Annotated in this window: 20 protein-coding genes, 4 tRNA genes and 1 pseudogene; 15 read left to right on the plus strand and 10 right to left on the minus strand. The window is 72.9% G+C overall.

The genetic code is table 11. The features are described from left to right. Positions 1 to 240: 240 nt before the first annotated feature. Positions 241 to 1,695: an amidase gene (locus tag BUE41_RS07005; protein ID WP_073456062.1), complete on the plus strand. Its 1,455-nt coding sequence runs from the start codon at positions 241 to 243 to the stop codon at positions 1,693 to 1,695. Between the two features lie 134 nt (positions 1,696 to 1,829). Continuing rightward, complete coding sequence (locus BUE41_RS29525) at positions 1,830 to 2,177, plus strand: excalibur calcium-binding domain-containing protein (RefSeq protein WP_084754537.1); 348 nt, start codon at positions 1,830 to 1,832, stop codon at positions 2,175 to 2,177. A 73-nt stretch (positions 2,178 to 2,250) separates the two neighbouring features. On the opposite strand, the gene BUE41_RS07015 is transcribed toward BUE41_RS29525, so the two are convergent. Then, positions 2,251 to 2,730, minus strand: coding sequence for a peptidoglycan-binding domain-containing protein (locus tag BUE41_RS07015; RefSeq protein WP_073456064.1), 480 nt, complete (start codon positions 2,728 to 2,730; stop codon positions 2,251 to 2,253). A gap of 287 nt (positions 2,731 to 3,017) precedes the next feature. On the opposite strand from BUE41_RS07015, the gene BUE41_RS07020 reads away from it, so the two are divergent. Next, positions 3,018 to 4,076: an AMP-binding protein gene (locus BUE41_RS07020; protein ID WP_159444871.1), complete on the plus strand. Its 1,059-nt coding sequence runs from the start codon at positions 3,018 to 3,020 to the stop codon at positions 4,074 to 4,076. A gap of 157 nt (positions 4,077 to 4,233) precedes the next feature. Here the strand turns inward: BUE41_RS07020 and BUE41_RS07025 are convergent. Both BUE41_RS07025 and BUE41_RS07030 read right to left on the minus strand, forming a co-directional pair. Further along, positions 4,234 to 4,305 (minus strand) — tRNA-Val (locus tag BUE41_RS07025). 20 nt (positions 4,306 to 4,325) lie between these two features. Then, entirely contained in the window at positions 4,326 to 4,754 is a 429-nt protein-coding gene (locus BUE41_RS07030) for a TIGR02611 family protein (protein ID WP_234997024.1), read from the minus strand. Positions 4,755 to 5,169: 415 nt separating this feature from the next. Between BUE41_RS07030 and BUE41_RS07035 the strand changes: the two genes are divergently transcribed. The 7 genes from BUE41_RS07035 (at position 5,170) to BUE41_RS07065 (ending at position 8,448) form a co-directional block, all read left to right on the plus strand. Continuing rightward, entirely contained in the window at positions 5,170 to 5,598 is a 429-nt protein-coding gene (locus BUE41_RS07035) for an SsgA family sporulation/cell division regulator (RefSeq protein WP_073456070.1), read from the plus strand. Positions 5,599 to 5,702: 104 nt separating this feature from the next. After that, positions 5,703 to 5,775, plus strand: a tRNA-Gly gene (locus BUE41_RS07040). 52 nt (positions 5,776 to 5,827) lie between these two features. Then, positions 5,828 to 5,899: transfer RNA gene (locus tag BUE41_RS07045), tRNA-Cys, on the plus strand. 1 nt (position 5,900) lies between these two features. Then, positions 5,901 to 5,975, plus strand: a tRNA-Val gene (locus BUE41_RS07050). Positions 5,976 to 6,115: 140 nt separating this feature from the next. Next, positions 6,116 to 7,276: an FAD-dependent monooxygenase gene (locus BUE41_RS07055; RefSeq protein WP_073456071.1), complete on the plus strand. Its 1,161-nt coding sequence runs from the start codon at positions 6,116 to 6,118 to the stop codon at positions 7,274 to 7,276. 103 nt (positions 7,277 to 7,379) lie between these two features. Further along, the gene (locus BUE41_RS07060; RefSeq protein ID WP_073456073.1) at positions 7,380 to 8,150 is read left to right on the plus strand and encodes a putative protein N(5)-glutamine methyltransferase; all 771 of its coding nucleotides are present in this window, start codon (positions 7,380 to 7,382) and stop codon (positions 8,148 to 8,150) included. A gap of 37 nt (positions 8,151 to 8,187) precedes the next feature. Then, entirely contained in the window at positions 8,188 to 8,448 is a 261-nt protein-coding gene (locus BUE41_RS07065; protein WP_073456074.1) for a type B 50S ribosomal protein L31, read from the plus strand. On the opposite strand, the gene BUE41_RS07070 is transcribed toward BUE41_RS07065, so the two are convergent. Both BUE41_RS07070 and BUE41_RS07075 read right to left on the minus strand, forming a co-directional pair. After that, entirely contained in the window at positions 8,418 to 9,278 is an 861-nt protein-coding gene (locus BUE41_RS07070; protein WP_073456075.1) for a metallophosphoesterase family protein, read from the minus strand. The two genes, BUE41_RS07065 and BUE41_RS07070, sit on opposite strands and share 31 nt — an antisense overlap. Beyond that, complete coding sequence (locus BUE41_RS07075; RefSeq protein WP_159444872.1) at positions 9,275 to 9,994, minus strand: phosphotransferase; 720 nt, start codon at positions 9,992 to 9,994, stop codon at positions 9,275 to 9,277. The genes BUE41_RS07070 and BUE41_RS07075 overlap by 4 nt, the downstream gene beginning before the upstream one ends. A gap of 329 nt (positions 9,995 to 10,323) precedes the next feature. On the opposite strand from BUE41_RS07075, the gene BUE41_RS07080 reads away from it, so the two are divergent. Continuing rightward, positions 10,324 to 11,661 carry a cytochrome P450 gene (locus tag BUE41_RS07080; RefSeq protein ID WP_073456077.1) on the plus strand — a complete coding sequence of 446 codons (1,338 nt, stop codon included), beginning with the start codon at positions 10,324 to 10,326 and terminating at the stop codon, positions 11,659 to 11,661. Here the strand turns inward: BUE41_RS07080 and BUE41_RS07085 are convergent. Continuing rightward, on the minus strand, positions 11,658 to 12,713 hold the full coding sequence (locus BUE41_RS07085) for a phosphotransferase family protein (RefSeq protein ID WP_084754541.1): 1,056 nt from the start codon (positions 12,711 to 12,713) through the stop codon (positions 11,658 to 11,660). The two genes, BUE41_RS07080 and BUE41_RS07085, sit on opposite strands and share 4 nt — an antisense overlap. 109 nt (positions 12,714 to 12,822) lie before the next feature. Continuing rightward, entirely contained in the window at positions 12,823 to 13,509 is a 687-nt protein-coding gene (locus BUE41_RS07090) for a DoxX family protein (RefSeq protein ID WP_073456079.1), read from the minus strand. 386 nt (positions 13,510 to 13,895) lie between these two features. Here BUE41_RS07090 and BUE41_RS07095 point away from each other — a divergent pair, with 386 nt between their 5' ends. The 4 genes from BUE41_RS07095 to BUE41_RS07110 all read left to right on the plus strand — a co-directional run bounded on the left by BUE41_RS07095 (position 13,896) and on the right by BUE41_RS07110 (position 19,020). Further along, the gene (locus BUE41_RS07095) at positions 13,896 to 14,681 is read left to right on the plus strand and encodes an ROK family protein (protein WP_073456081.1); all 786 of its coding nucleotides are present in this window, start codon (positions 13,896 to 13,898) and stop codon (positions 14,679 to 14,681) included. Between the two features lie 49 nt (positions 14,682 to 14,730). Then, a complete protein-coding gene (gene pgi, locus BUE41_RS07100; protein WP_234997025.1) occupies positions 14,731 to 16,398 on the plus strand; it encodes a glucose-6-phosphate isomerase in 1,668 nt (555 codons plus the stop codon). 16 nt (positions 16,399 to 16,414) lie between these two features. Then, positions 16,415 to 17,035, plus strand: coding sequence for a phosphatase PAP2 family protein (locus BUE41_RS07105; protein WP_084754543.1), 621 nt, complete (start codon positions 16,415 to 16,417; stop codon positions 17,033 to 17,035). A gap of 218 nt (positions 17,036 to 17,253) precedes the next feature. Then, a complete protein-coding gene (locus BUE41_RS07110; RefSeq protein WP_073456082.1) occupies positions 17,254 to 19,020 on the plus strand; it encodes an NHL domain-containing thioredoxin family protein in 1,767 nt (588 codons plus the stop codon). Here the strand turns inward: BUE41_RS07110 and BUE41_RS07115 are convergent, their stop codons facing one another. The 3 genes and pseudogenes from BUE41_RS07115 to BUE41_RS07125 all read right to left on the minus strand — a co-directional run bounded on the left by BUE41_RS07115 (position 19,021) and on the right by BUE41_RS07125 (position 20,717). Further along, positions 19,021 to 19,410 (minus strand): tautomerase family protein, encoded by a 390-nt coding sequence (locus tag BUE41_RS07115; RefSeq protein ID WP_073456083.1) that lies wholly within the window; start codon positions 19,408 to 19,410, stop codon positions 19,021 to 19,023. A 505-nt stretch (positions 19,411 to 19,915) separates the two neighbouring features. Further along, a pseudogene (locus tag BUE41_RS32845) lies at positions 19,916 to 20,047 on the minus strand (DUF1707 SHOCT-like domain-containing protein); the annotation flags it as partial. Positions 20,048 to 20,075: 28 nt separating this feature from the next. Next, positions 20,076 to 20,717, minus strand: coding sequence for a response regulator transcription factor (locus BUE41_RS07125; protein WP_073456084.1), 642 nt, complete (start codon positions 20,715 to 20,717; stop codon positions 20,076 to 20,078). Between the last annotated feature and the right edge of the window lie 4 nt (positions 20,718 to 20,721).

The following is a 20,721-nucleotide window of genomic DNA, read 5'->3' on the forward strand; positions in this document are numbered from 1 at the left end:
AGAAGCCGGGCAGGACCGAGGGAATCGGCGGAATCTGTCGGCGGAGCCCCCGTCGGAAGCGCCGGTGCGGATTCCTGGGCAGATCCGCGTGCGCGCGCTGGAAACCCGTAGCGGAAACGGCAGCAGCACGCTGCCTCCGTAAGCGTGCGCTGTTCGACCGTACGGCCGCATGACCTCCCAGTGATTCGGCCCTACCATCGAGCCCCTGAGCGGGACGGTCAGATCGCGCGGAGGCGGACGATGGCGACCAACAGCGACATCTGCCGGATGGACACCATCGAGCTCGCGCGGCGCATCGCCGCGAAGGAGCTCTCCCCCGTCGAGGTGGTCGACGCCGTACTCGACCGGCTGGACCGGCTCGATCCCGTCCTCCACATGTTCACCACGGTCGTGCCCGACCTCGCACGCCAGGAGGCGAAGCGGATCGAGGCCGAGATCGCAGCGGGCCGCGAGGTCGGGCCGCTGGCCGGCGTCCCCACCGGCGTGAAGGACCTGATCTACACGAAGGGGATCCGCACCGCGTCCGGGTCGCACGCCTACCGCGACTTCGTGCCGGACGAGGACGACGTCGTCGTCGAACGGATCAAGGACGCCGGCGCGATCGTGATCGGCAAGACGCAGGTGCCGGAGTTCGGCTACTCCGGCACCGGGCAGACGCCGATCGCCGAGCCGACCCGCAACCCGTGGAACCTCGATCGCACGTCCGGTGGTTCGTCGGCGGGGTCCGGGGCCGCGGTCGCCACCGGCGTCGGGCCGTTCTCGCTCGGCAGCGACGGCGGCGGCTCCATCCGCATCCCGGCGAGCTTCTGCGGGCTGTACGGGATCAAGCCGACGATGGGCCGCGTGCCGCTCTGGCCGGGCACGAAGGACGAGCGCTACCCCGGCGTGTCCAGCTGGGAGTCGCTCGAGCACATCGGCCCGATCACCCGCACCGTCGCCGACGCCGCCCTCGTCCTGTCGGTGATCGCCGGGTTCGACGACCGCGACCGGCTCAGCATCCCCTCCGACGACGTGGACTGGCGGCGCGCCGTCGACGGGGATCTGCGGGGCGTCCGCGTCGCCTACAGCCCGGACCTGGGTTACGCGGCCGTCGACCCGCAGGTGCGGGCCGTGGTCGACCGGGCGGTGACGGTCTTCGAGCGCGATCTCGGGTGCACCGTCGAGCCGGCCGATCCCGGCTGGAGCGATCCCTACGAGGCGCTCCTACCGCTGATCATGTGCGAGAGCGACATCGCGGGCCTGCGCCGGCTCGCCGACGAGCTCGGCGACCGCATGTCCCCGCACCTCGTCGGCGTGCTGCGCACGGAGTGGACGGCCGAACAGCTCACCAGCGCCGTCGTGCAGCGCAAGGCCGTCTACAACGCCTCGTGGCGGTTCTTCCGCAGCTACGACCTGCTGCTCACCCCCACGCTCGCGGTGCCGCCGTTCGAGCACGGCCTGCAGGGACCGCCGACGATCGACGGCCGTGACGTCGACGGGTTCTACTGGCTGTCGTTCACGTTCCCGTTCAACTTCACCGGGCAACCGGCGGCGACGGTTCCGGCCGGCTTCACCGAGGACGGGCTCCCGGTCGGCCTGCAGATCGTCGGGCGACGGCTCGACGACGCGCTCGTGCTGCGCGCCTCCGCCGCCTTCGAGGCCGCGGCGCCGTGGCGGGAGGCCTGGCCGCCGATCCTCGCTGAGCTCGGTCTGTGACCGATCGCGGGTAACACCCGTCAGCGATCACGCGAGTCCGGCAGGTGTCCGATCGACGTGGTTGCGGATGTCTGCTCCTGCTCCTGCTCATCGGCTTCCTCGTGGTGTCGCCGTCCGTGGGGCCACGAGTGCTGATGGACCGGGCGAAGCAGTTCGTCCAGGCGTTGCCGATCACGCTCCCCACGGTCCCGCCGGAGCGCCGGACGACGGCGACGCCGATTCCGACGCGAGCCGTCCCGCGCGCTACCGCCGAGGTGCGTCGCCCACGAACCACCACCGTCCCGCGCCTCGTCCCCACCGTCGCCGCGCCGTCCGGTGGATCCGCCCGGACTCCCACCACCGAGGAGCGGGCGCCGACGGCCGTCTACTACGAGAACTGCGCGGCGGCCCGGAGAGCGGGGGCGGCGCCGATCCGAGCGGGTGAACCGGGGTACCGGCCGGGGCTCGACCGGGACCGCGACGGCGTCGCCTGCGACCACTGACCCGGCATGCTCGCTGCTCACACGCGCCGAGCACCACATGCCCGCACGTGGTGCCCGACGAGGCGCTGTCCGCTCAGCTGTTCATCTGGTTGTTGCCGTGGGCCAGGAAGTTCGCCAGCGCGGCCTGCGTGGCGGCGGTCATCTGGCCGGTCTGCGGCAGCCCCGCGTCCCGCTGCAGGTACGTGATCGCCTGCCTGGTCTGCGCGTTCATGATCCCCGTGATCGGGCCCTCGTAGTAGTTGAGCTGGGCGAGCTCCCTCTGCAGGGTCTCGATCGCCACCGACGGCTGCACCGGCGGGGCGGGCGGGGTGACGTGGTGGTGGATCACGCTCCCACCGGAGGTGTTCGCAGCTGGACCGCCGTCGATCACGATCGTGCTCGGCGTCGGGGCGGGCTCGGCCTGGCCGGGGGTTCCGCTGAACCCGAGGACGAGTCCGGTGGCGATGCCGGCGCCCGCGACGACACCGGCGAGGGCGAGGGCGATGCCCTTGCCGCGGTTGCTCGTCTGCGCGGCGGTCGAAGCGGCCGGGGCGGGGATCGTGGTGGTGGTCATCGGGATCAGCTCCTTCGTCGTGGTTCCCGGGTGTTTCCCCGGTGCCGCAAAGGTCTCGCGAACCGGACTCCGCCACCGTCGGGCGGACGGCCGGTGCAGGGGACGATCCCGGTGTCGGTCGATCGGAGGACCCCGCCGAACCGCGCCGACGGACCGGACCCGTGGGGCCGGAGGTCCTGCGCATCCGGCCCCTCCGGCCCGGGCGCAGGACAGCGCACCTCACCACCCTCGACAGCATGGACTCCCGTGTCGGCACGGCCCCGGCCCGATCGCGTCCCGGACTGCTGGTGGACCGTGTCGCTGACCCCGCCGACCGGATCCCGGCCGACCGGATCCCCGCCGTGCCCGGCGGAGCGAGCGTCGTCCACGAGCTGGTGGACCGGCACGCGACCGGGACGCTCGCGCGGGTACCGGCGCTGCGCCGGCTCGACCGGCACGACATCGCGCACGACCTGACCTACGCCCAGCTCGCCGACGAGACCGCCCGCTTCGCGGGCGTCCTGCACCGGCTCGGCGTCCTGCCGGGTGAGCGGCTGGGCACGCTGCTGCCACCCGTGCCGCAGCTGCCCGTCGCGGTGCTGGGCGCGTTCACGAGCCGTGTGGTGGTGGCGCCGCTCTCCCCCGCGCTCGGACCGCAGCCCGTCCGGGAACGGCTGGCGCTGAGCAGCGCCGCAGTGCTGATCACCACACCGCAGCTGTACGCGTGCACCGTCGCGCCGATCCGTGACCGGCTGCCGGACCTGCGCGCCGTCCTGGTGGTCACCGCGACCGGCGCGGTGCCGCCGGACACGCTCGATCTGGCGGCTCTGATGGACGTGGCCTCGCCGACCTTCGACGCACCCCGCGCCGATCCCGACGACCCGGCTCTGCTGCACGTCAGCGACGGCCCGGCCGGTCCGACGGGCATCCTGCAAGCTCACGAGGTCGTCACCGCGCACCTGGCCACCGCCCGTGCCGCGCTCGATCTCGGACCCGGCGACGTCGTGTGGTGCACCGTCGACCCGGGCACCCCCAGCGGCACGGTCCACGGCCTCCTCGCTCCGCTGGCAGCGGGCGCCACCGTGCTGACCGCCCGCACCGATCTCGACATCCGCCGCTGCTACCGCGTCCTCGTCGACCACCGGGTCACCGTCTGGTGCACAACACCGGGGACGATCCGCCGGCTGCTGCGCTCTCGGACGACCGGACCGGCGCTGCCTGCACTGCGGATGGTGGCCAGTGTCGGCGAACCCCTCGGCGCGGACGCGGCGCGCCGGGCGAGCGCGGTCCTCGGCGTGCCCGTCGTCGACACCGCTGCCCTCGACACCGCTGCCCTCGACACCGCCGCTCTCGACACCGCCGGCTGATCGGGTTCCGCGCCAGGGACGGCACGGTCGGGATCTCGAGCGTGCTCTCGCTCGTGGCGCATCGACGCCTGACCGCTACGGCCTACCGCTGCACGTCGCGGCCCCACAACGGCAGAGGCCCCGCCGGATGATCTCCGGCAGGGCCTCTGACCTGCGGTGGGCGATACTGGGATCGAACCAGTGACCTCTTCGGTGTGAACGAAGCGCTCTCCCCCTGAGCTAATCGCCCTTGCGGGACAACACACTACCTCACCCCACCAACGGGCTCTGCAACCAGGTCCACCCTTCCAGCCCCACCCAGCCCGCGACCACGCCGAACGCGCCGACGACCCACAGGGTGGTCACGACGACGAGGCCGGTGGCGGACAGGACGAGAGCGCGGACGGGGAGGCTCTGGCGGCGCAGCCACGCGGTCCAGGCGTCGTACTTCCCGCGCGCGAAGCGGAGGATCCGCTGCGCCCAGGCGAACTCGCTGGCGAGGATCGCCAGGCCGGTGAAGACGATCAGCCAGCCCGGACCCGGGTACGGGATGGCGACGATCCCGAGGGCGAGCACGACGAGCCCGACGACGGCCACGAGCACGCGCCAGGCCTGCAGGAGCACCGGCCGCCTAGCCAGACGCGCGCGGAAGCCCGACGGTGCCACCGTCGTTCCGACGTCCGGGTCGCCGTCAGCCACTCGGTCCCCTCCACCGGTCACGCTCGCGACTTCCGATCGTACGGAGGACGGCCGTCCGGCCCCGGCAGTTCCGCCGTTCGCGACCTCGCGGCCGGGGGCGCACCGCAGGGGTCCACCGGACGGGGGAGGGAGAGGCCGAACGGGTCGCTGCGGACCGTACCGGCCACGGCACGCCCCGTCACGCTCCACACCGGCGAGGTCTCGGCACGCCGCACCGTCGTCGCAGCTCCGGGGCCCAGCACCAAGAGTTGGTCATGATCACCGGGTCGGTGGTCGCCGGGTCGCGGCGCGCTGACCCGTCAGAGTGATGAAGAGAATTTCGGCCCGCGACTCGCGTCCCACCCGTCACGCCCGCGCGCCGCGATCGTTTCCTCGACTGACAGACCAAGCGGGGACTGGCGAAAGAGGACGAAGGATGCGCGACGAGCACACGGTCATCTGCTCACCGGCGGTGTTCGAGCTGATCGCCCCAGATGCTCCGGTCGTGCCCGTCAATGTCGACCTGACCTACAACAGCCGCGACCCCTACGCCGTGCAGGCGTCGTTCCGCACCGGCCACGGGACGGCGGTCGACTGGGTGTTCGCGCGCGACCTGCTTCAGGAGGGTCTCGTCGGGTCGGCTGGCACGGGCGACGTGCGGGTGCAGCCCGCGCCGGGGAACCCGGGCAAGGTGCAGCTCGAGCTGTCGTCGCCGTCGGGGCACGCGGTGTTCATCACGTGCGCCCAGACGCTCGGCGACTTCCTGCGCCGCACCTACGAGGCCGTGCCGCCGAACTCGGAGTACGACTGGCTCGACTTCGATCTTGCGCTGGCCGACCTCCTGAACGACCCGGCGCGCGACTAAGTCGCAGGTCAGACGGCCTGCACGGCCAAAGAGGGGGGTGGCGTGAACCCCCGCGGAGGCTCTGCTAGAGTTCTTCACGTCAACGCAGCGGAAACGCTGCACAGGCGGACGTAGCGCAGTTGGTAGCGCATCACCTTGCCAAGGTGAGGGTCGCGGGTTCGAGTCCCGTCGTCCGCTCGGAGGAACATCGGACCTCCCGAGCTCGAACCACGGAGCACTCCGAGGGTTCGGCGGAGTGGCCGAGTGGTTTAGGCAAGGGCCTGCAAAGCCCTGCACGCGGGTTCGATTCCCGCCTCCGCCTCGCGCGATTAGCTCAGTGGGAGAGCGCTTCCCTGACACGGAAGAGGTCACTGGTTCAATCCCAGTATCGCGCACCACATCGGGCCCCGGCCGCTCCAGGCGACCGGGGCCTTTTCGCATTCACCTCCCGCATCCATCGTCCCGGCGACCGATGAGTTCCACCTCACACTCCGGTCCATCCCCGGGAAGGATCCGAACGGTGCGTGAGGAGCACCCCATGACGAAGTCGATCAGGGTACTGGTGGCGGGAGCGAGCATCGCCGGCCCGGCGCTCGCCCACTGGCTGCACCGCCGGGGTGCCGAGGTCACCGTCGTGGAGCGGTCCCCCGGCCTGCGGCCCGGCGGCCAGGCGGTCGACGCACGCGGCGTCGCCAAGGAGGTCATCCGGCGGATGGGTGTAGAGGCTGCGGTGCGCGCTGTCCGCACCGAGACCGCGGGCGCCCACACCGTCGACGCGGACGGAACCGTCCGGCAGACCTTCCGGGCGGACGACGCCGGCGGTGACGGGTTCATCGCCGATGTCGAGGTCCTCCGCGGCGACCTGGCCCGCCTCCTCCACGACGACACCCGGGACCGGGCCGAGTACCGCTTCGGCGACCGGATCGTCGACCTCACCCAGCACGCGGACGGGGTGGACGTCGTGCTCGCGAGCGGCGATCAACGCCGGTTCGACCTCGTCGTCGGCGCGGACGGGCTGCACTCGGGACTGCGCGAGCTGGTCTTCGGCCCGCCCGAGCAGTTCGTCCGACACCTCGGGCTGGTGCTGGCCTTCTACACCGTCCCGAACGAGTTCGGCCTGCGCCGTTGGGTACTCAACCACGAAGATCACCCGTCCGGGCGCTCGGTGCTCCTGCGCCCCCTCCCCGACCCCGATCGGGCGATGGCCGTCTTCTCCTTCCCGTCCCCCGACTTCGCCGTCGACCACCGCGACGTCGCCGAGCAGAAGGCGCTGCTGCGGGAGCGCACCGCCGGGCTGGGGTGGGTCGCCCCGCGCCTGCTCGCCCACCTGGACACGGCCCCGGACTTCTACCTCGACCAGGTGGCGCAGGTGGTGATGGACCGCTGGTCGCTCGGCCGGGTCGCCCTGCTCGGGGACGCGGCGTTCTGCTCGTCACCCATGTCCGGCGGCGGTACCGGGCTCGCCCTGGTCGGCGCCTACCTGCTGGCCGGGGAGCTGGCGGCCGCCGGCTGGGACCCCGCGGCCGGGTTCACCCGCTACGAGGAACTGATGCGCCCCTACGTCGAGGCCAACCAGGAGATCGGCCGGCTGCACGCGGAGAGCTTGATCACACCCGAACCGGTCGAGCCCGACGTGGAAGCACTCATGCCGCTCGTCGAGCGCGCGATCAACGGCGTGGAGCTGCCCGACTACGCATGATCGGACAGACGCGTGAAAGCAGGCGAATCCTCATCGTCGGTGTACGTGAGAGTGCCACTCGGCAACTACCATCACGCGTGGCCACCGTGAGGAGGTCTCGGCCTTGCCCCATCCGGATGAACTCGCCACCCGCTTGCGCAAGGCGGGTTGCGTCTTCGCGGAGGAGGAGGCCGATCTGATCATCGCGACCGCCGACTCGGACGAGGAGGTCGACGCGATGGTCGCGCGCCGCACCGCCGGCGTGCCCCTGGAGCACGTGCTCGGCTGGGTCGAGTTCTGCGGACACGTCTTCGCCGTCGATCCCGGCGTGTTCGTGCCCCGCCGCCGCACCGAGCTGCTCGTGGCCCAAGCTGTGGCGCGCTGCCGGCCCGGCGCGATCGTGGTCGACCTGTGCTGCGGGAGCGGGGCCGTCGGGGCGTCGATCGCGGCGGCCCTCCCGGACGTGGAGCTGCACGCCGCCGACATCGACCCGGCCGCCGTGGCGTGCGCCCGGCGCAACCTCGCCGGGATCGGGCAGGTCCACCAGGGCGATCTCGACGAGCCGCTGCCCCGGGGGCTGGCCGGGCGGGTGGACGTGCTCGTCGCCAACGTCCCGTACGTCCCGACGACCGAGATCCCGCACATGCCGACCGAGGCCCGCGACCACGAGTCGCGCGTGGCCCTCGACGGCGGCCCCGACGGGCTGGACCTGCTGCGCCGGCTCATGCGCGTGGCGCCGCGGTGGCTCACCTCCGGCGGCTACGTGCTCGCCGAGGCCGACGTGGGCCAGCGCGACGCGGCGCTGGCCGCCGTCACCGCCGCCGGACTGCGGGCCGAGCACCGGCTCGACCCGGACCAGGGCACGCTCGTGGTGATCGGCCGCAAGCAACCCTGACCCGGAATTAATTGACAACGATTGTCGTTACCGGGGCATGCGCTCGAACATCCACCCCGCCTACCGCCCCGTCGTCTACCAGGACCGCACGACCGGTGACGCGTTCCTGACCGGCTCCACCGAGACGTCCACGCAGACGATCGAGTGGTCCGACGGCCGCACCTACCCGTTGATCAAGGTCGATCGCACGCGCTACTCCCACCCGTTCTGGACGGGCAGCTCGCGCGTGCTCGACTCGGCCGGTCAGGTCGAGAAGTTCCGCCGCCGCTACGGCACCCGCGGCGCCGGCAGGATCTGACGCGGCAACAGGCGCCGCACATCGGTGCCCAGCCGGGCGTCGCGGGGCTTCCACTCCCGCGGGTAGCCCAGCGACGCCTCGACGAACCGCACGCCGTCCTCGACGATCACCCGCGGGATGTGCAGGTGCCCGTAGACGACGGCGGCGGCGCGGAACCGCACGTGCCAGTCGGCCGTGCGGTCCGTGCCGCACCACAGCGCGAACTCCGGGTAGCGCAGCACCCGCGTCGACAGCCGGGTCAGCGGCCAGTGGTTGATCAGCACGGTCGGCAGCCCCGGATCGATCGTGGCCAGCCGCTCCTCCGCCTCGGCGACCCGGGCGCGGCACCACGCCGTCCGGCTCGGGTACGGGTCGGGATGCAGCAGGTACTCGTCCGTGCAGACGACCCCGGCGGCGCGGGCGATCTCCAGCCCCTCCTCCGACGTGACCGCCCCGGCCGGCAGGAACGAGTAGTCGTAGAGCAGGAACAGCGGCGCGACGACGGCGGGCCCGCCCGGCCCCTCCCACACCGGGTAGGGGTCCTCCGGCGTCAGCACCCCCAGCTCACGACAGGCCGCCACGAGATGGCGGTAGCGGGCCTCGCCGCGCAGCGTCACCTCGTCACGAGCGTGCGTCCACAGGTCGTGGTTGCCCGGCACCCAGATGACCTGCGCGAACCGGCGCCGCAGCAGGTCGAGCGTCGCGACGATCTCCCCGGCCCGGTCGGCCACGTCCCCCGCGACGATCAGCCAGTCGCCGTCCGAGCCGGGCTGCAGACCCTCCAGCACCTCCCGGTTCTCCGGGTAACGCACGTGCAGATCGCTGACGGCCAGCAGCCGCGGGGAGCTCACCCCTCAGTGGTACCCGACGCCGTCGGCGGCACCTCCAGCAGGGCGGCGAGCGCCTCCAGCGGCGCACGGGCGAACCGCAGGTCCTCGCCGTCGACGCCGACCGCCCGCACCCAGGTCAGCACGCGGGCGATCACCGCGACCCGGCACGCCAGCTCCGCGTCGGCCACCAGCCGCTCCATCGGCGCGAGATCGGCGAAGGCCCGCAGGTAGGCCGCCTGCAGCCGCGGCCCCTGCTCCCCCGCCATCTGCAGCGGCACCAGCAGGACGGCGAACGGATGGGCGATCACGGCATCGCCCCAGTCGAAGAACCGCACCGCTCCCCCGCCGACGAGCACGTTGCCCGCGTGCAGGTCGTTGTGGTCGACCGAGGCGGGCACGGGTGACTCGGCCAGCGCGGCGCACCAGCCCTCGAACTCCGCCCGCCGGGCCCGCACCGCGTCGACGACGGCGGAGTCGACCGCGTCGCCGTGCCGGGCGACGAACCGGGAGACCGCGTCCACGGCCTCGGCGAACCGCTGCGGCATCACCGCGGGCCGCATGTCCGGCACCCCGTCGGTGACGAGCGCGGCCGCGTGCGGGGTGACCGACCGCTGCAGCTGGGCGTGCCGGACGAGGACGGCCGCGGGCAGCGGGGCGCGCGGGTCGGCGAGCGCCGGGGCGTGGTCGCGCAGCAGCAGCCAGCCCCGCTCGGGATCGAGCGCGATGACGGTCGGCACGTGGTTCGGGGGCCGCAGCGGCGAAGACGCGGTAGAGCGCGAGCTCGTGGGCGGTCTCGCCGGCGGTGGCCTTGAGCCACACCCGCCCGCCCGCGGTCGGCGCGGTGAGCACGCTGCCCCAGCGGCGGACCCGCGGCTGGGTGACCTCCCCGGTGCGCGGCCACGGCGGGCACGCGTCCATCCAGTCGACGGCCGCGGCCCGCCAGCCCGGGTCCGCCCACTCCTGCATCCGCCCCAGCACGGGTCCCGATCCTCCCGCTGAAAACCCTCTCAGGAGCCTCCGAACGCCGGGTTACCATCGGTAAGTTCCGTTGAGGGGGGAAGACGGTATGCAGATCACCACACCGACTCTGACCGGTCTGCGCAGATGGGTCCGCTGGGCCCTGCGCCACGGGCTGATCCGGTTCACGACCAAGCGCGGGGCGAAGGCGGGCGAGCTCTCCGCACGGCTGATCCTGGAGCGCGCGCTGATCGAGGACCCCTACGCCGCCTACGAGGCGCTGCGGGCGAAGGGACGACTGGTCCGCAGCGGCGCGGTGCTGCTCGCCCACGACCACGACGTCTGCACCGAGATCCTGCGCAGCCAGGACTTCGGCGTGGTCGGGCCGAACTCCGTCGCTCCGCCGGGGACGGAGAAGCTCGTGCGGTTCGCCGGACCCGGCCCGGTCGGCCCGATCGAGCCGCCCGCCCTGCTCGTCGTGAACCCGCCGGACCACACCCGGATGCGCAAGCTCGTCACCCGGGCGTTCACCGTCAAGGCGGTGACGAGGCTGCGCGGGCGCACCGAGGAGATCGCCACCGAGCTGCTCGACGCGATGGCGGCCAAGCCGGGTCCCGTCGACCTGATGGAGGACTACGCGAGCCTGCTGCCCGCCACGGTCATCGCCGAGATGATGGGCGCTCCGGTCGAGATGCGCCGCCAGTTCCTCGAGTGGGGCGCGCAGGCCGCCCTGTCCCTCGACTTCGGTTTGCCCTACCGCGAGTTCGTCGAGTCCGAACGGGGCCTGCAGGCGCTCGAGGACTGGATGCGCGGCCACTTCGCCGAGATCCGGCGCAACCCGGGGCAGAACATCCTGTCCGACCTGGTGCGGGCGCACGACGAGGCCGGAGCGCTCGACGACGACGAGCTGGCGTCCATCGCGGTCCTGCTGCTCGCTGCGGGGTTCGAGACCACGGTCAACCTGATCGGCAACGCGGTCGCACTGCTCACCGCGCACCGCGACCAGCTGACGCTGCTGCAGTCGGGCCAGGCGCAGTGGTCCACCGCGGTCGACGAGGCGCTGCGCATGGAGTCCCCGGTGCAGCGGACCGCGCGGCTCGCGCTGCGCGACACCGAGGTCGCCGGGATCCCGGTCCCGGCCGGGCAGGTCGTGATCACGGTGCTGGCTGCGGCCAACCGCGACCCGCGGGTGTTCGCCGACCCGGCCCGCTTCGACGTCACCCGCGCCAACGCCGGCGACCACCTCGCGTTCTCCAGCGGCATCCACTACTGCCTCGGCGCCGGGCTCGCCCGGATGGAGGCCGAGGTGGGGCTGCAGAAGCTGTTCGAGCGCTTCCCCGATCTCGAGCTCGCCGGACGGCCGCGGCTGCGGCCGACCCGCACGCTGCGCGGGTTCGACGCCATGCCGGTGCGGCTCACCCCGGCCCGCGTGGAGCAGCCCGCCTAGTCGAGCGCGGCGAGGGCCTGCTCGACCTGCACCTGCAGGCCGGCCAGCCGGGCCCTGGCGAACTCGTCCGGCGGGGCGTCGCCCATGGCGCCGCTGACGTAGCGGCTGTAGACGCCGGCGCCGATGCACGCCGAGCGCCAGCGGGCGAACGCCACGTAGAACGCGAGGTCGCCGACGTCGCGGCCGGATCGGCGGGCGTAGCGCTCGACCAGATCGGCGGCGTCCGGGAAGCCGGCGGCGAGGCTGGGCCCGTCGATCGTGGGGACCTCGCGGTCGCCGGGCCGGCCCCACGACGCGACGAGCCAGCCGAGATCGGCCAGCGGGTCACCGAGGGTCGCCAGCTCCCAGTCGAAGACGGCGCGCAGCGTGCCGTCCGGGCCGACGGCGACGTTGCCGAGCCGGTAGTCGCCGTGCGCGATGCGCACCTCGGACGGGGGCAGCTCGGCCGCCCGCCGCACGAGCCGGTCGTGCACTGCGTCGACGACGCTGAGGTCCGGCACCAGGGACTCGTGGACCTGGCGGTGCCAGCGGCGCAGCTGGCGTTCGAGGTAGGAGCCGGGGCGGCGCAGGTCGCCCAGGCCGACCGCGTCCGGATCGACGGCGTGCAGGTCGGCGAGGACGTCGATCAGCGCGTACGCGGCGGGGGCGCGGGCCGGCTCAGCGAGCCGGTCGGCGTCCGCGCGGGTGGCGAGCACCAGCCCGTCGACGTAGTCCATGACGTAGAACTCGGCGCCGATCACGCCGGGATCGGCGCAGTACGCGACCGGTCGCGGGACGGGGACGGGCGTGTCGGCCAGCGCGGTGAGGAACCGCCATTCGCGGCTCATGTCGTGAGCGGTGGCGAGCACCATCGCGGTCGGCGGGCGGCGCAGCGCCCACCGGCCGCCCGCGGCGTCGGTGATGCGGTAGGTGAGGTTGGAGTGGCCGCCGGAGATCCGCTCGACGGCGACCGGCCCGTCGACCGGCAGCTCGGGGACGGCGCAGGCGAGCCATGCCGTGAGGGCGTCGGCCGGTACCGCGTCGTCTCCGCCGCGCTGCGCCATGGTGCTCATTCAAATCAGCGGGCCGGCGGATCACCACTGACCGAAGGGCCGGGAACACCGACGGCGGGTCCGGTCGAGGCCGGACCCGCCGTCGGGGATCCCTCCCGCTCGGGGGGCGTCAGCGGGAGGCGTGTGCGGTCCGCGCACGGCGGACCGGCAGCGGCCCGGACTGCTCCGCGGAGGACGGCGCCGGGACGGACGGCGCATCCTCGTCGGGGGCCGGGGCGAACGGCGGCGGCAGCACCACCGGCGCGGGGGCGGCGGCGCGGTAGACCGGCGCGGCCTGACGGGGCGCCGCGATCACCGGCTCGGCGACGGAGGACGAGCTGTGGTCCGGGACGACCAGCGGGGCCTCGGCCATGTGGGCGAGCTCGCACGCCCGCTGGGCCTGCCGATCACGCAGCCACCTGTCGACGCTGAACCGACCGGGACCGGCGGCCGCGAGCACCAGCGCGAACGCGCAGATGACCATCACGTACTCGGCGCCGTTGTCCTTGATGAACAGACCGTGCTGGCCGTGCACGAACACGGTCGCGCCGACGAACTGGAACAGGTAGAGCCCGCAGACGATCGTCGTGAGCGCGCCGCAGAGGATCATCAGCGCCCCGGCCAGCTCGAGCACCGTGACGAACGAGGCCGACACGATGGCCAGCGGGATCGAGAGCTTCTCGAAGCCCTCGGTCGTCGGACCGATCCCCATGACGAACAGCTTCTCGTAGCCGTGGGCGAACATCACCACGGCGAAGGTGACGCGGGCGATCAGCAGGGCGACGTCACTCGCCGGTGCAGACAGGGGTCGGTTCATCGGGTGATTTCCTCCACTCGTCTCGATGGCCCCGGGGAGCTGTGCGTGATCACTCCACCGCGTCGAGTGAGTGCAGTTAACCCGATGGAGCCGCCCTATCACGTCCAGTCAGCGGATCTCTCGGCAACCGAACGCCGGACGTCGACCACCGGCGATGCGCGCACGGCGACTCGTGCAACTGCACGTGCAGATCCGGTCACCTGCCGCAGTCGCCCGCTCGGCGACGTACGTCACAGATCACTCTGCGTCAACTCAAGATCACGACCTGTGATCCACCGAGAACCGACCGCCCACCGAGCGGTGCGTATCCCCCGAGTCGTCGCCTGCGCGGACCCGACCGAACGGCTACCGTCGTTCGGGCACGACGGAACGGGCAGGAGGGGTTCATGGCTGGACCGCTGACACTGGCCATCGACGTGGGCGGCTCGGGCCTCAAGGCCGCGGTCCTCGCGCCGGACGGCGAGATGGTCACCGAGCGGGTCCGCCGTCCGACGCCCTACCCGTGCACGCCCGCGGTGCTGCTCGACGAGCTGGCCGCGCTGGCCGCGGAGACCGGCCATTCCTACGACCGGGTGTCGGTCGGCTACCCGGGCGCGATCCGGCGCGGCAAGGTCCGCGACGTCACCGCGTTCCTCCGGCCGGCGCCGGGCGAAGACTTCGACCCGCTGCTGCGAGAGTTGTGGATCGGCTACGACCTGGCGAGCGCACTGGCCGATCGGTTCGCCAAACCGGTCCGGGTCGCGAACGACGCCGACGTGCAGGGCTGCGCGGTCGTCTCGGGCAACGGGATGGAGCTCGTCGTCACGCTCGGCACCGGCGTCGGCTGCGCGGTGTTCTACGAGGGCATGCTGCTGCCGCACATGGAGCTGTCCCACGGCCGGTTCGGTGAGGGCCGGTCGATCGAGGTCGCCTGCGGCGACCACGAGCGGCACCGGGTCGGCAAGGAGAAGTGGCGCGCCCGGGTGCTGAACGCGCTCGACGCGCTGGAGGCGATGGTGCTGCCCGACCACACCTACATCGGCGGCGGCAACGCCAAGAAGCTCGATCCGGACAAGCTGGGGCCCAACCGCACGATCGTGCCCAACATCTCCGGGCTGCTCGGCGGCATCGCGCTGTGGGAGCGCATGCCGGATGCCCTCGGTCCGGTGAACCCCACACCGGTCGCCACCTGACGCGGCCCGGTGCTCGCGGTGATGTCCGCGCACCGGCAGGATGTGGCACGTGTCCACTCCCGTGATCCCCGAGATCCCTGCAGACATCACCGCCACCCCGGAGTGGGCGGCGCTCGCCGAGCACCGCGCAGCGATCGGGGAGCTGCACCTGCGCGACCTGTTCGCCGATGATCCGGGGCGCGCGGAGGCCCTCACCGCCACCGGTGCCGATCTCGTCCTGGACTACTCCAAGCACCGCATCACGCGCGACACACTGCCGCTGCTCACCGCGCTCGCCCGCGCGGCGCACCTGCCGGAGCGGATCGAGGCGATGTTCTCCGGGGCGCACATCAACACCAGCGAGGACCGCGCGGTGCTGCACACCGCCCTGCGCGCGCCCCGCGACCAAGCGCTGACCGTCGACGGGCAGGACGTGCCGGCCGACGTGCACCGCGTGCTCGACCGGATGGGCGAGTTCGCCGACGCCGTCCGCTCGGGTGCCTGGACCGGCCACACGGGTGAACGGATCCGGGCCGTCGTCAACATCGGCATCGGCGGCTCCGACCTCGGCCCGGTCATGGCGTACGAGGCGCTGAAGGACTACGCCGACCGCGACCTCACGCTGCGGTTCGTCTCCAACATCGACCCGACCGACGTCTCCGAGGCGCTGCGTGACCTCGACCCGGCCAGCACGCTGGTCATCGTCTCGTCGAAGACGTTCACCACGCTGGAGACGCTGACCAACGCGAAGGTCGTGCGCAGCTGGCTGGTCGACGCGCTCGGGGACGAGGAGGCCGTCGCGAAGCACTTCGTCGCGGTGTCGACGAACGCCGAGGCGGTGTCGGCGTTCGGCATCGACGCGGCCAACATGTTCGGGTTCTGGGACTGGGTCGGCGGCCGCTACTCCGTCGACTCGGCGATCGGCCTCTCGCTCATGGTGGCGATCGGCAAGGAGCGGTTCGCCGAGTTCCTCGCCGGCTTCCACGCCATGGACCGGCACTTCCGCACCGCGCCGCTGGAGGAGAACCTGCCGGTGATCGCGGGGCTGCTCAACGTCTGGTACGCGAACTTCTTCGACGTGCAGACCCACGCGGTGCTGCCCTACAGCCAGTACCTGCACCGGCTGCCCGCCTACCTGCAGCAGCTGACGATGGAGTCCAACGGCAAGTCGGTGAAGGCCGACGGCCGCCCGGTCACCACGGCCACCGGCGAGATCTTCTGGGGCGAGCCGGGCACCAACGGCCAGCACGCCTTCTACCAGCTGCTGCACCAGGGCACCCGGCTGGTGCCTGCCGACTTCATCGGGTTCGGCGAGCCCAACCACGTCGTTCCGGTCGACGACGGCACCGACATGCACGACCTGTTCACCGCGAACCTGTTCGCGCAGACCGCGGCGCTGGCGTTCGGCAAGACCGCCGAGGAGCTGGCGGCCGAGGGCACCCCGGCCGAGCTGATCCCGCACAAGGTGATGCCGGGCAACCGGCCGTCGTCGACGATCATGGCGCCGAAGCTCACGCCGTCGACGCTCGGCCAGATCATCGCCTTCTACGAGCACGTGGTGTTCGTCGAGGGGAGCATCTGGGGGATCGACTCGTTCGACCAGTGGGGCGTCGAGCTGGGCAAGGTGCTCGCCCGCCAGCTCGGCCCGGTGCTGACCGCCGCCGAGCCGGACACGAGCGGGCTCGACCCCTCCACGATCGCCCTCGTGAAGCGGTACCGGGCCTGGCGGGGGCGTTGACGTCGCGCTGACGGACGTGCGGACCGGCCGGTGGGTGACCGCGGCCGTCGTCGCGCTGGTGCTCGTCGCCGGGGCCGCGCTGTGGGCGGCCGCCACCGGCGTGGGCCCAGCCGGGGCGGACGCGGCGGCGCTGCGGGAAGCCGTCTCGGTGCGCACCCCGGCGCTGACCACGGTCGCGGTGCTGATCACCAACGCCGGTGGGACGTGGGCGATGACCGCGCTCGCCTGCCTCGCCGGGATCGCGCTGTGGTTCGCCGGGCGGCGCGCCGACGCGGTGTTCGTCGCGGCGGCGACGGGCGGGGCCGCCGCGGCGTTCAGCGGGCTGAAGCGGGTACTGGACCGGCCGCGGCCGCCGGAGGCCACCCGGCTGGTGGTCGAGACGAACGAGTCGCTGCCGTCCGGGCACGCCACGATGTCGATCGTCGTGATCGGGTCGCTGGTGGTGGTCGGGTGGGCGGGGCGCAGCGCGTCGGCGCGCGTGCTGATGGTGCTCGCCGCGGTGGTGTGGGCGGGGCTCGTCGGGCTCACCCGCATCTACCTGGGCGTGCACTGGTTCTCCGACGTCGTGGCCGGATGGGCGGTCGGGGCGGCGTGGCTGGCGGTCTGCGTGGTGGCGTGGATGAGGTGGCGCGCGTGAGACGGCGCGGGTGAGACGGCGCCGCCGGAGCGCGAGCGGGGTGTGAGCGCGGGAACCCCCCGGCCGCTGCCCGAAGGCCCTGCCCGAAGACGCTGCCCTTCGACAACGAACGGCACTTTCGTCCACTCGGAGTGGACGAAAGTGCCGTTCGTTGCGCACCCCCGCAGGCGCTCTCCCCCGGGCGGAACACCCCGGGGCCCGCTCCTGTTGATCGTCGTGTGACGACCTCCCGGGTGCGCGCCCCTGAGCTCCGCGGCCGCCGCTGGCTGGGCACCGGCGGCAAGGACTTGTCCCTCGCCGCTCTGCGCGGCAAGATCGTCCTGCTGGACTTCTGGACGTTCTGCTGCGTCAACTGCCTGCACGTCCTCGACGAGCTGCGCGAGCTGGAGGAGCGCTACGCCGATGTGCTCGTCACGATCGGCGTCCACTCCCCCAAGTTCGCCCACGAGGCCGATCCGGCCGCCGTCGAGGCCGCCGTCGAGCGGTACGGGGTCACCCATCCCGTCCTCGACGATCCTGAGCTCACCACCTGGGACGCCTACGCGGCGCGGGCGTGGCCGACGCTGGTGGTCGTCGATCCGCAGGGCTACGTCGTCGCGCACCTGGCCGGGGAGGGCCATGCCCACGGCCTCGCCGTCCTCATTGAGGAACTGATCGAGGAGCACGGCCAGCACCTGCGCCGCGGTGACGGCCCGTACGTGGCACCGCCCGAGCCGGAGACGGCGCTGCGGTTCCCCGGCAAGGTGATCGCGCTGCCGGCCGGCACGTACCTGGTCTCCGACACCGCGCACCACCAGCTGGTCGAGCTGGCCGCCGATCTGCAGACCGAGGTCCGCCGGATCGGCACCGGCGAGCGCGGGCTGCGCGACGGCGCCGAGCCGCGGTTCAACGAGCCGCAGGGCCTTGCCCTGCTCCCCGACGGCGACGTCGTCGTGGCTGATTCGGTCAACCACGCGCTGCGCCGGGTCCGGCTCGCCGACGGGACGGTCACGACCATCGCCGGCACCGGCACGCAGCTGCGCGACCGCGTCGAGCCCGGCAAGAGCGCCGCTGAGCTGTCCACGCCGTGGGACGTCGTGTGGTGGGACGGGCGGATCGCCGTCGCGATGGCCGGCACGCACCAGATCTGGACGGTGGATCCCGTCACCGGCGCCGCGACCGTGCTCGCCGGCACCACCAACGAGGGGCTGCGCGACGGCCCGCTCGACACAGCGTTCTTCGCCCAGCCGTCCGGGCTCGCGGTGGACGGGGACGTGCTGTGGATCGCCGACTCCGAGACGTCCGCGGTGCGGCGGCTCACGACCGACCTGGTGACGACCGCGACCGGGCAGGGCCTGTTCGACTTCGGCCACCGCGACGGCCCGGCCGCCGAGGCGCTGCTGCAGCACCCGCTCGGGGTGGCGGTGCTGCCGGACGGGTCGGTGGCGATCGCCGACACCTACAACGGCGCCGTCCGCCGCTACGACCCGCGCACCGCGACCGTCACCACGCTGGCGGAGGGGTTGGCCGAGCCGAGCGACGTCCTCGTCGACGGGGATCTGCTGATCATCGTGGAGTCCGGGGCGCACCGACTGGTGCGGATCCCGATCCCGGCCGGCGCCCGGGTCGACGCGGGCGCGCACACCGTGCGGCGGCCGCGCACCGATCTCGCCGCGGGCCGGGTGACGCTGCGCGTGGCGTTCACGCCGCCCACCGGGCAGCACCTCGACACCCGCTTCGGCGACCCGACCCAGCTCACCGTGGCGGCCGATCCGCCGGAGCTGCTCGTGCGCGGCGCCGGCACGGCGGCGGGACTGGAACGCGAGCTGGAGCTCTCCGGCACCGGAGGGGTGTTGTCGGTCAGCGTCGCGGCCGCGGCCTGCGACGAGGGCGACGGCGTGTTCGCGGCGTGCCACCGCTACCAGCAGGACTGGGGCATCCCCGTCCGGCTCGTCCCCGACGGGCCCACGACGCTGGAGCTGGATCTGCGCGCGGTGCGCACCTGATCAGCGCGCGGAGACGAGCGTCCCACCGAGCGCGGTCCGGTCGGCGTGCTGCGCCCGGAACTCGACGAGCACGCCCGGCCGGTGCGCCTCGCCGAGCACCCGGGCCAGGCAGTCGGTGATCCCGGCGGCGAGCCGGGCGAGGATCTCGGTGGCGTCGTCGCGGGCGAGCGCGCGCTCGTTGATGCCGAACTCCACCATCGGCGGCGGGGTGTCGATGATCCGGCCACCGATCCCCCACCGGCCGGCCGGCACCGCGACGAGCACCACCACCGCCTGGTCGCGCACCCATTCGCCGTAGACGTCGACGACGGCGTCGGTGAGCCCGGCGACGAGCTCGGCCTCGCGCCCGACGAGCTGGGCCTCGGCGGCCCGGACGATCACGTGCGGCATCCCGGCACCGTACGGCAGCGGCGTTGCCCCGGCTGACGGATTCTCCGCTACGCGATGACGACCCGCACGTGGCCGAGCACGCTGTGGCCGCTGACCCGCACCAGCGGGGAGTCGGGCCGGATCGGGGCGGGCCGGAACGCGCGCCGCCAGCTCCCCACTCCACGACGGAGTGTTTGCCGAGGTGAGCGGTGCCGGTGTCGCGCACGCGGGTGCCCGGGGAGACGCGGATCTCGGCCTTGCCGAGCAGCGTGTTCGCCCGGACGTCGACGACGGCGCCGCGCGGCAGGTCGCGCAGGTCGATCTCGGCGGCGCCGAGCGCGACGTCGACGAGCACCGGACCGGCGGCCGGGTCCGGGCGGCGGCGGACCTTCGCGAACGCCACCTGCTCCGCCACCCCCTGGGGCTTCGCCGCGGGGCCGTCCCGGGGCGCCGCGAACTCCGGCTTCAGGTCGGCGAGGTACGGCCGCAGCTCGCTCATCGTCCGCGCCGAGTAGACGCCCTCGACCCGTTCGGCGTGCTCCTCCCACGTGATGCGGCCATCGCCGACGGCGGCGTGCAGCACCGCGGCCGCCTCGTCGCGATCGGCGTCGGAGATGCGCAGCTCGACGTCGTTCATGACGGCATGGTATGGCGTCATGATGACGTCATCAAGACATCAGGTGACATCAACTGCGCAGCCACGCCAGCACCGCCATCACGCGGCGATGATCATCGGGCGACGGCGGCAGGCCGAGCTTGGTGAAGATCGACGAGATGTGCTTCTCGACCGCGCCCTGCGAGATCACCAGCTGCCGCCCGATCGCGGTGTTGGTGCGGCCCTCCGCCATCAGCGCGAGCACCTCCCGCTCCCGCGGCGACAGCGTGGCGAGCGGGTCGCGGCGGCGCCGCTTGGAGAACAGTGCCGAGACCACCTCCGGGTCGAGCACCGTGCCGCCCGCGACGACCCGCTCCAGCGCGTCGATGAGATCGTCGAGCCGGCTCACCCGGTCCTTCAGCAGGTACCCGACGCCGCCGCCGGTGGCCAGCAGGTCGTCGGCGTAGGACTCCTCCACGTACTGGGACAGCACGAGCACCGCGATCTCGGGTGCCTTCGACCGCAGCTCCAGCGCGGCGCGCAGCCCCTCGTCGGTGAACGACGGCGGCATCCGCACGTCGACCACGGCGACGTCGGGATGGTGCTCGACACCGGCCGCGACCAGCGACGGGCCGTCACCGACGGCGGCGACGACGTCGGCGCCCGCCTCGTCCAGCAGGCGGACGAGGCCTTCGCGCAGCAGCAGGGAGTCCTCGGCGAGTACGACGCGCACCCAC

This window comes from Pseudonocardia thermophila, assembly GCF_900142365.1.
Lineage (GTDB): Bacteria > Actinomycetota > Actinomycetes > Mycobacteriales > Pseudonocardiaceae > Pseudonocardia > Pseudonocardia thermophila.

Coding starts and splice junctions, on each gene's coding strand:
- BUE41_RS07005 (WP_073456062.1), top strand. CDS start 241: ATGGCGACCAACAGCGACATCTGCCGGATGGACACCATCGAGCTCGCG.
- BUE41_RS29525 (WP_084754537.1), top strand. CDS start 1,830: ATGGACCGGGCGAAGCAGTTCGTCCAGGCGTTGCCGATCACGCTCCCC.
- BUE41_RS07015 (WP_073456064.1), bottom strand. CDS start 2,730: ATGACCACCACCACGATCCCCGCCCCGGCCGCTTCGACCGCCGCGCAG.
- BUE41_RS07035 (WP_073456070.1), top strand. CDS start 5,170: ATGCGCGACGAGCACACGGTCATCTGCTCACCGGCGGTGTTCGAGCTG.
- BUE41_RS07055 (WP_073456071.1), top strand. CDS start 6,116: ATGACGAAGTCGATCAGGGTACTGGTGGCGGGAGCGAGCATCGCCGGC.
- BUE41_RS07065 (WP_073456074.1), top strand. CDS start 8,188: ATGCGCTCGAACATCCACCCCGCCTACCGCCCCGTCGTCTACCAGGAC.
- BUE41_RS07080 (WP_073456077.1), top strand. CDS start 10,324: ATGCAGATCACCACACCGACTCTGACCGGTCTGCGCAGATGGGTCCGC.
- BUE41_RS07085 (WP_084754541.1), bottom strand. CDS start 12,713: ATGAGCACCATGGCGCAGCGCGGCGGAGACGACGCGGTACCGGCCGAC.
- BUE41_RS07090 (WP_073456079.1), bottom strand. CDS start 13,509: ATGAACCGACCCCTGTCTGCACCGGCGAGTGACGTCGCCCTGCTGATC.
- BUE41_RS07095 (WP_073456081.1), top strand. CDS start 13,896: ATGGCTGGACCGCTGACACTGGCCATCGACGTGGGCGGCTCGGGCCTC.
- BUE41_RS07115 (WP_073456083.1), bottom strand. CDS start 19,410: ATGCCGCACGTGATCGTCCGGGCCGCCGAGGCCCAGCTCGTCGGGCGC.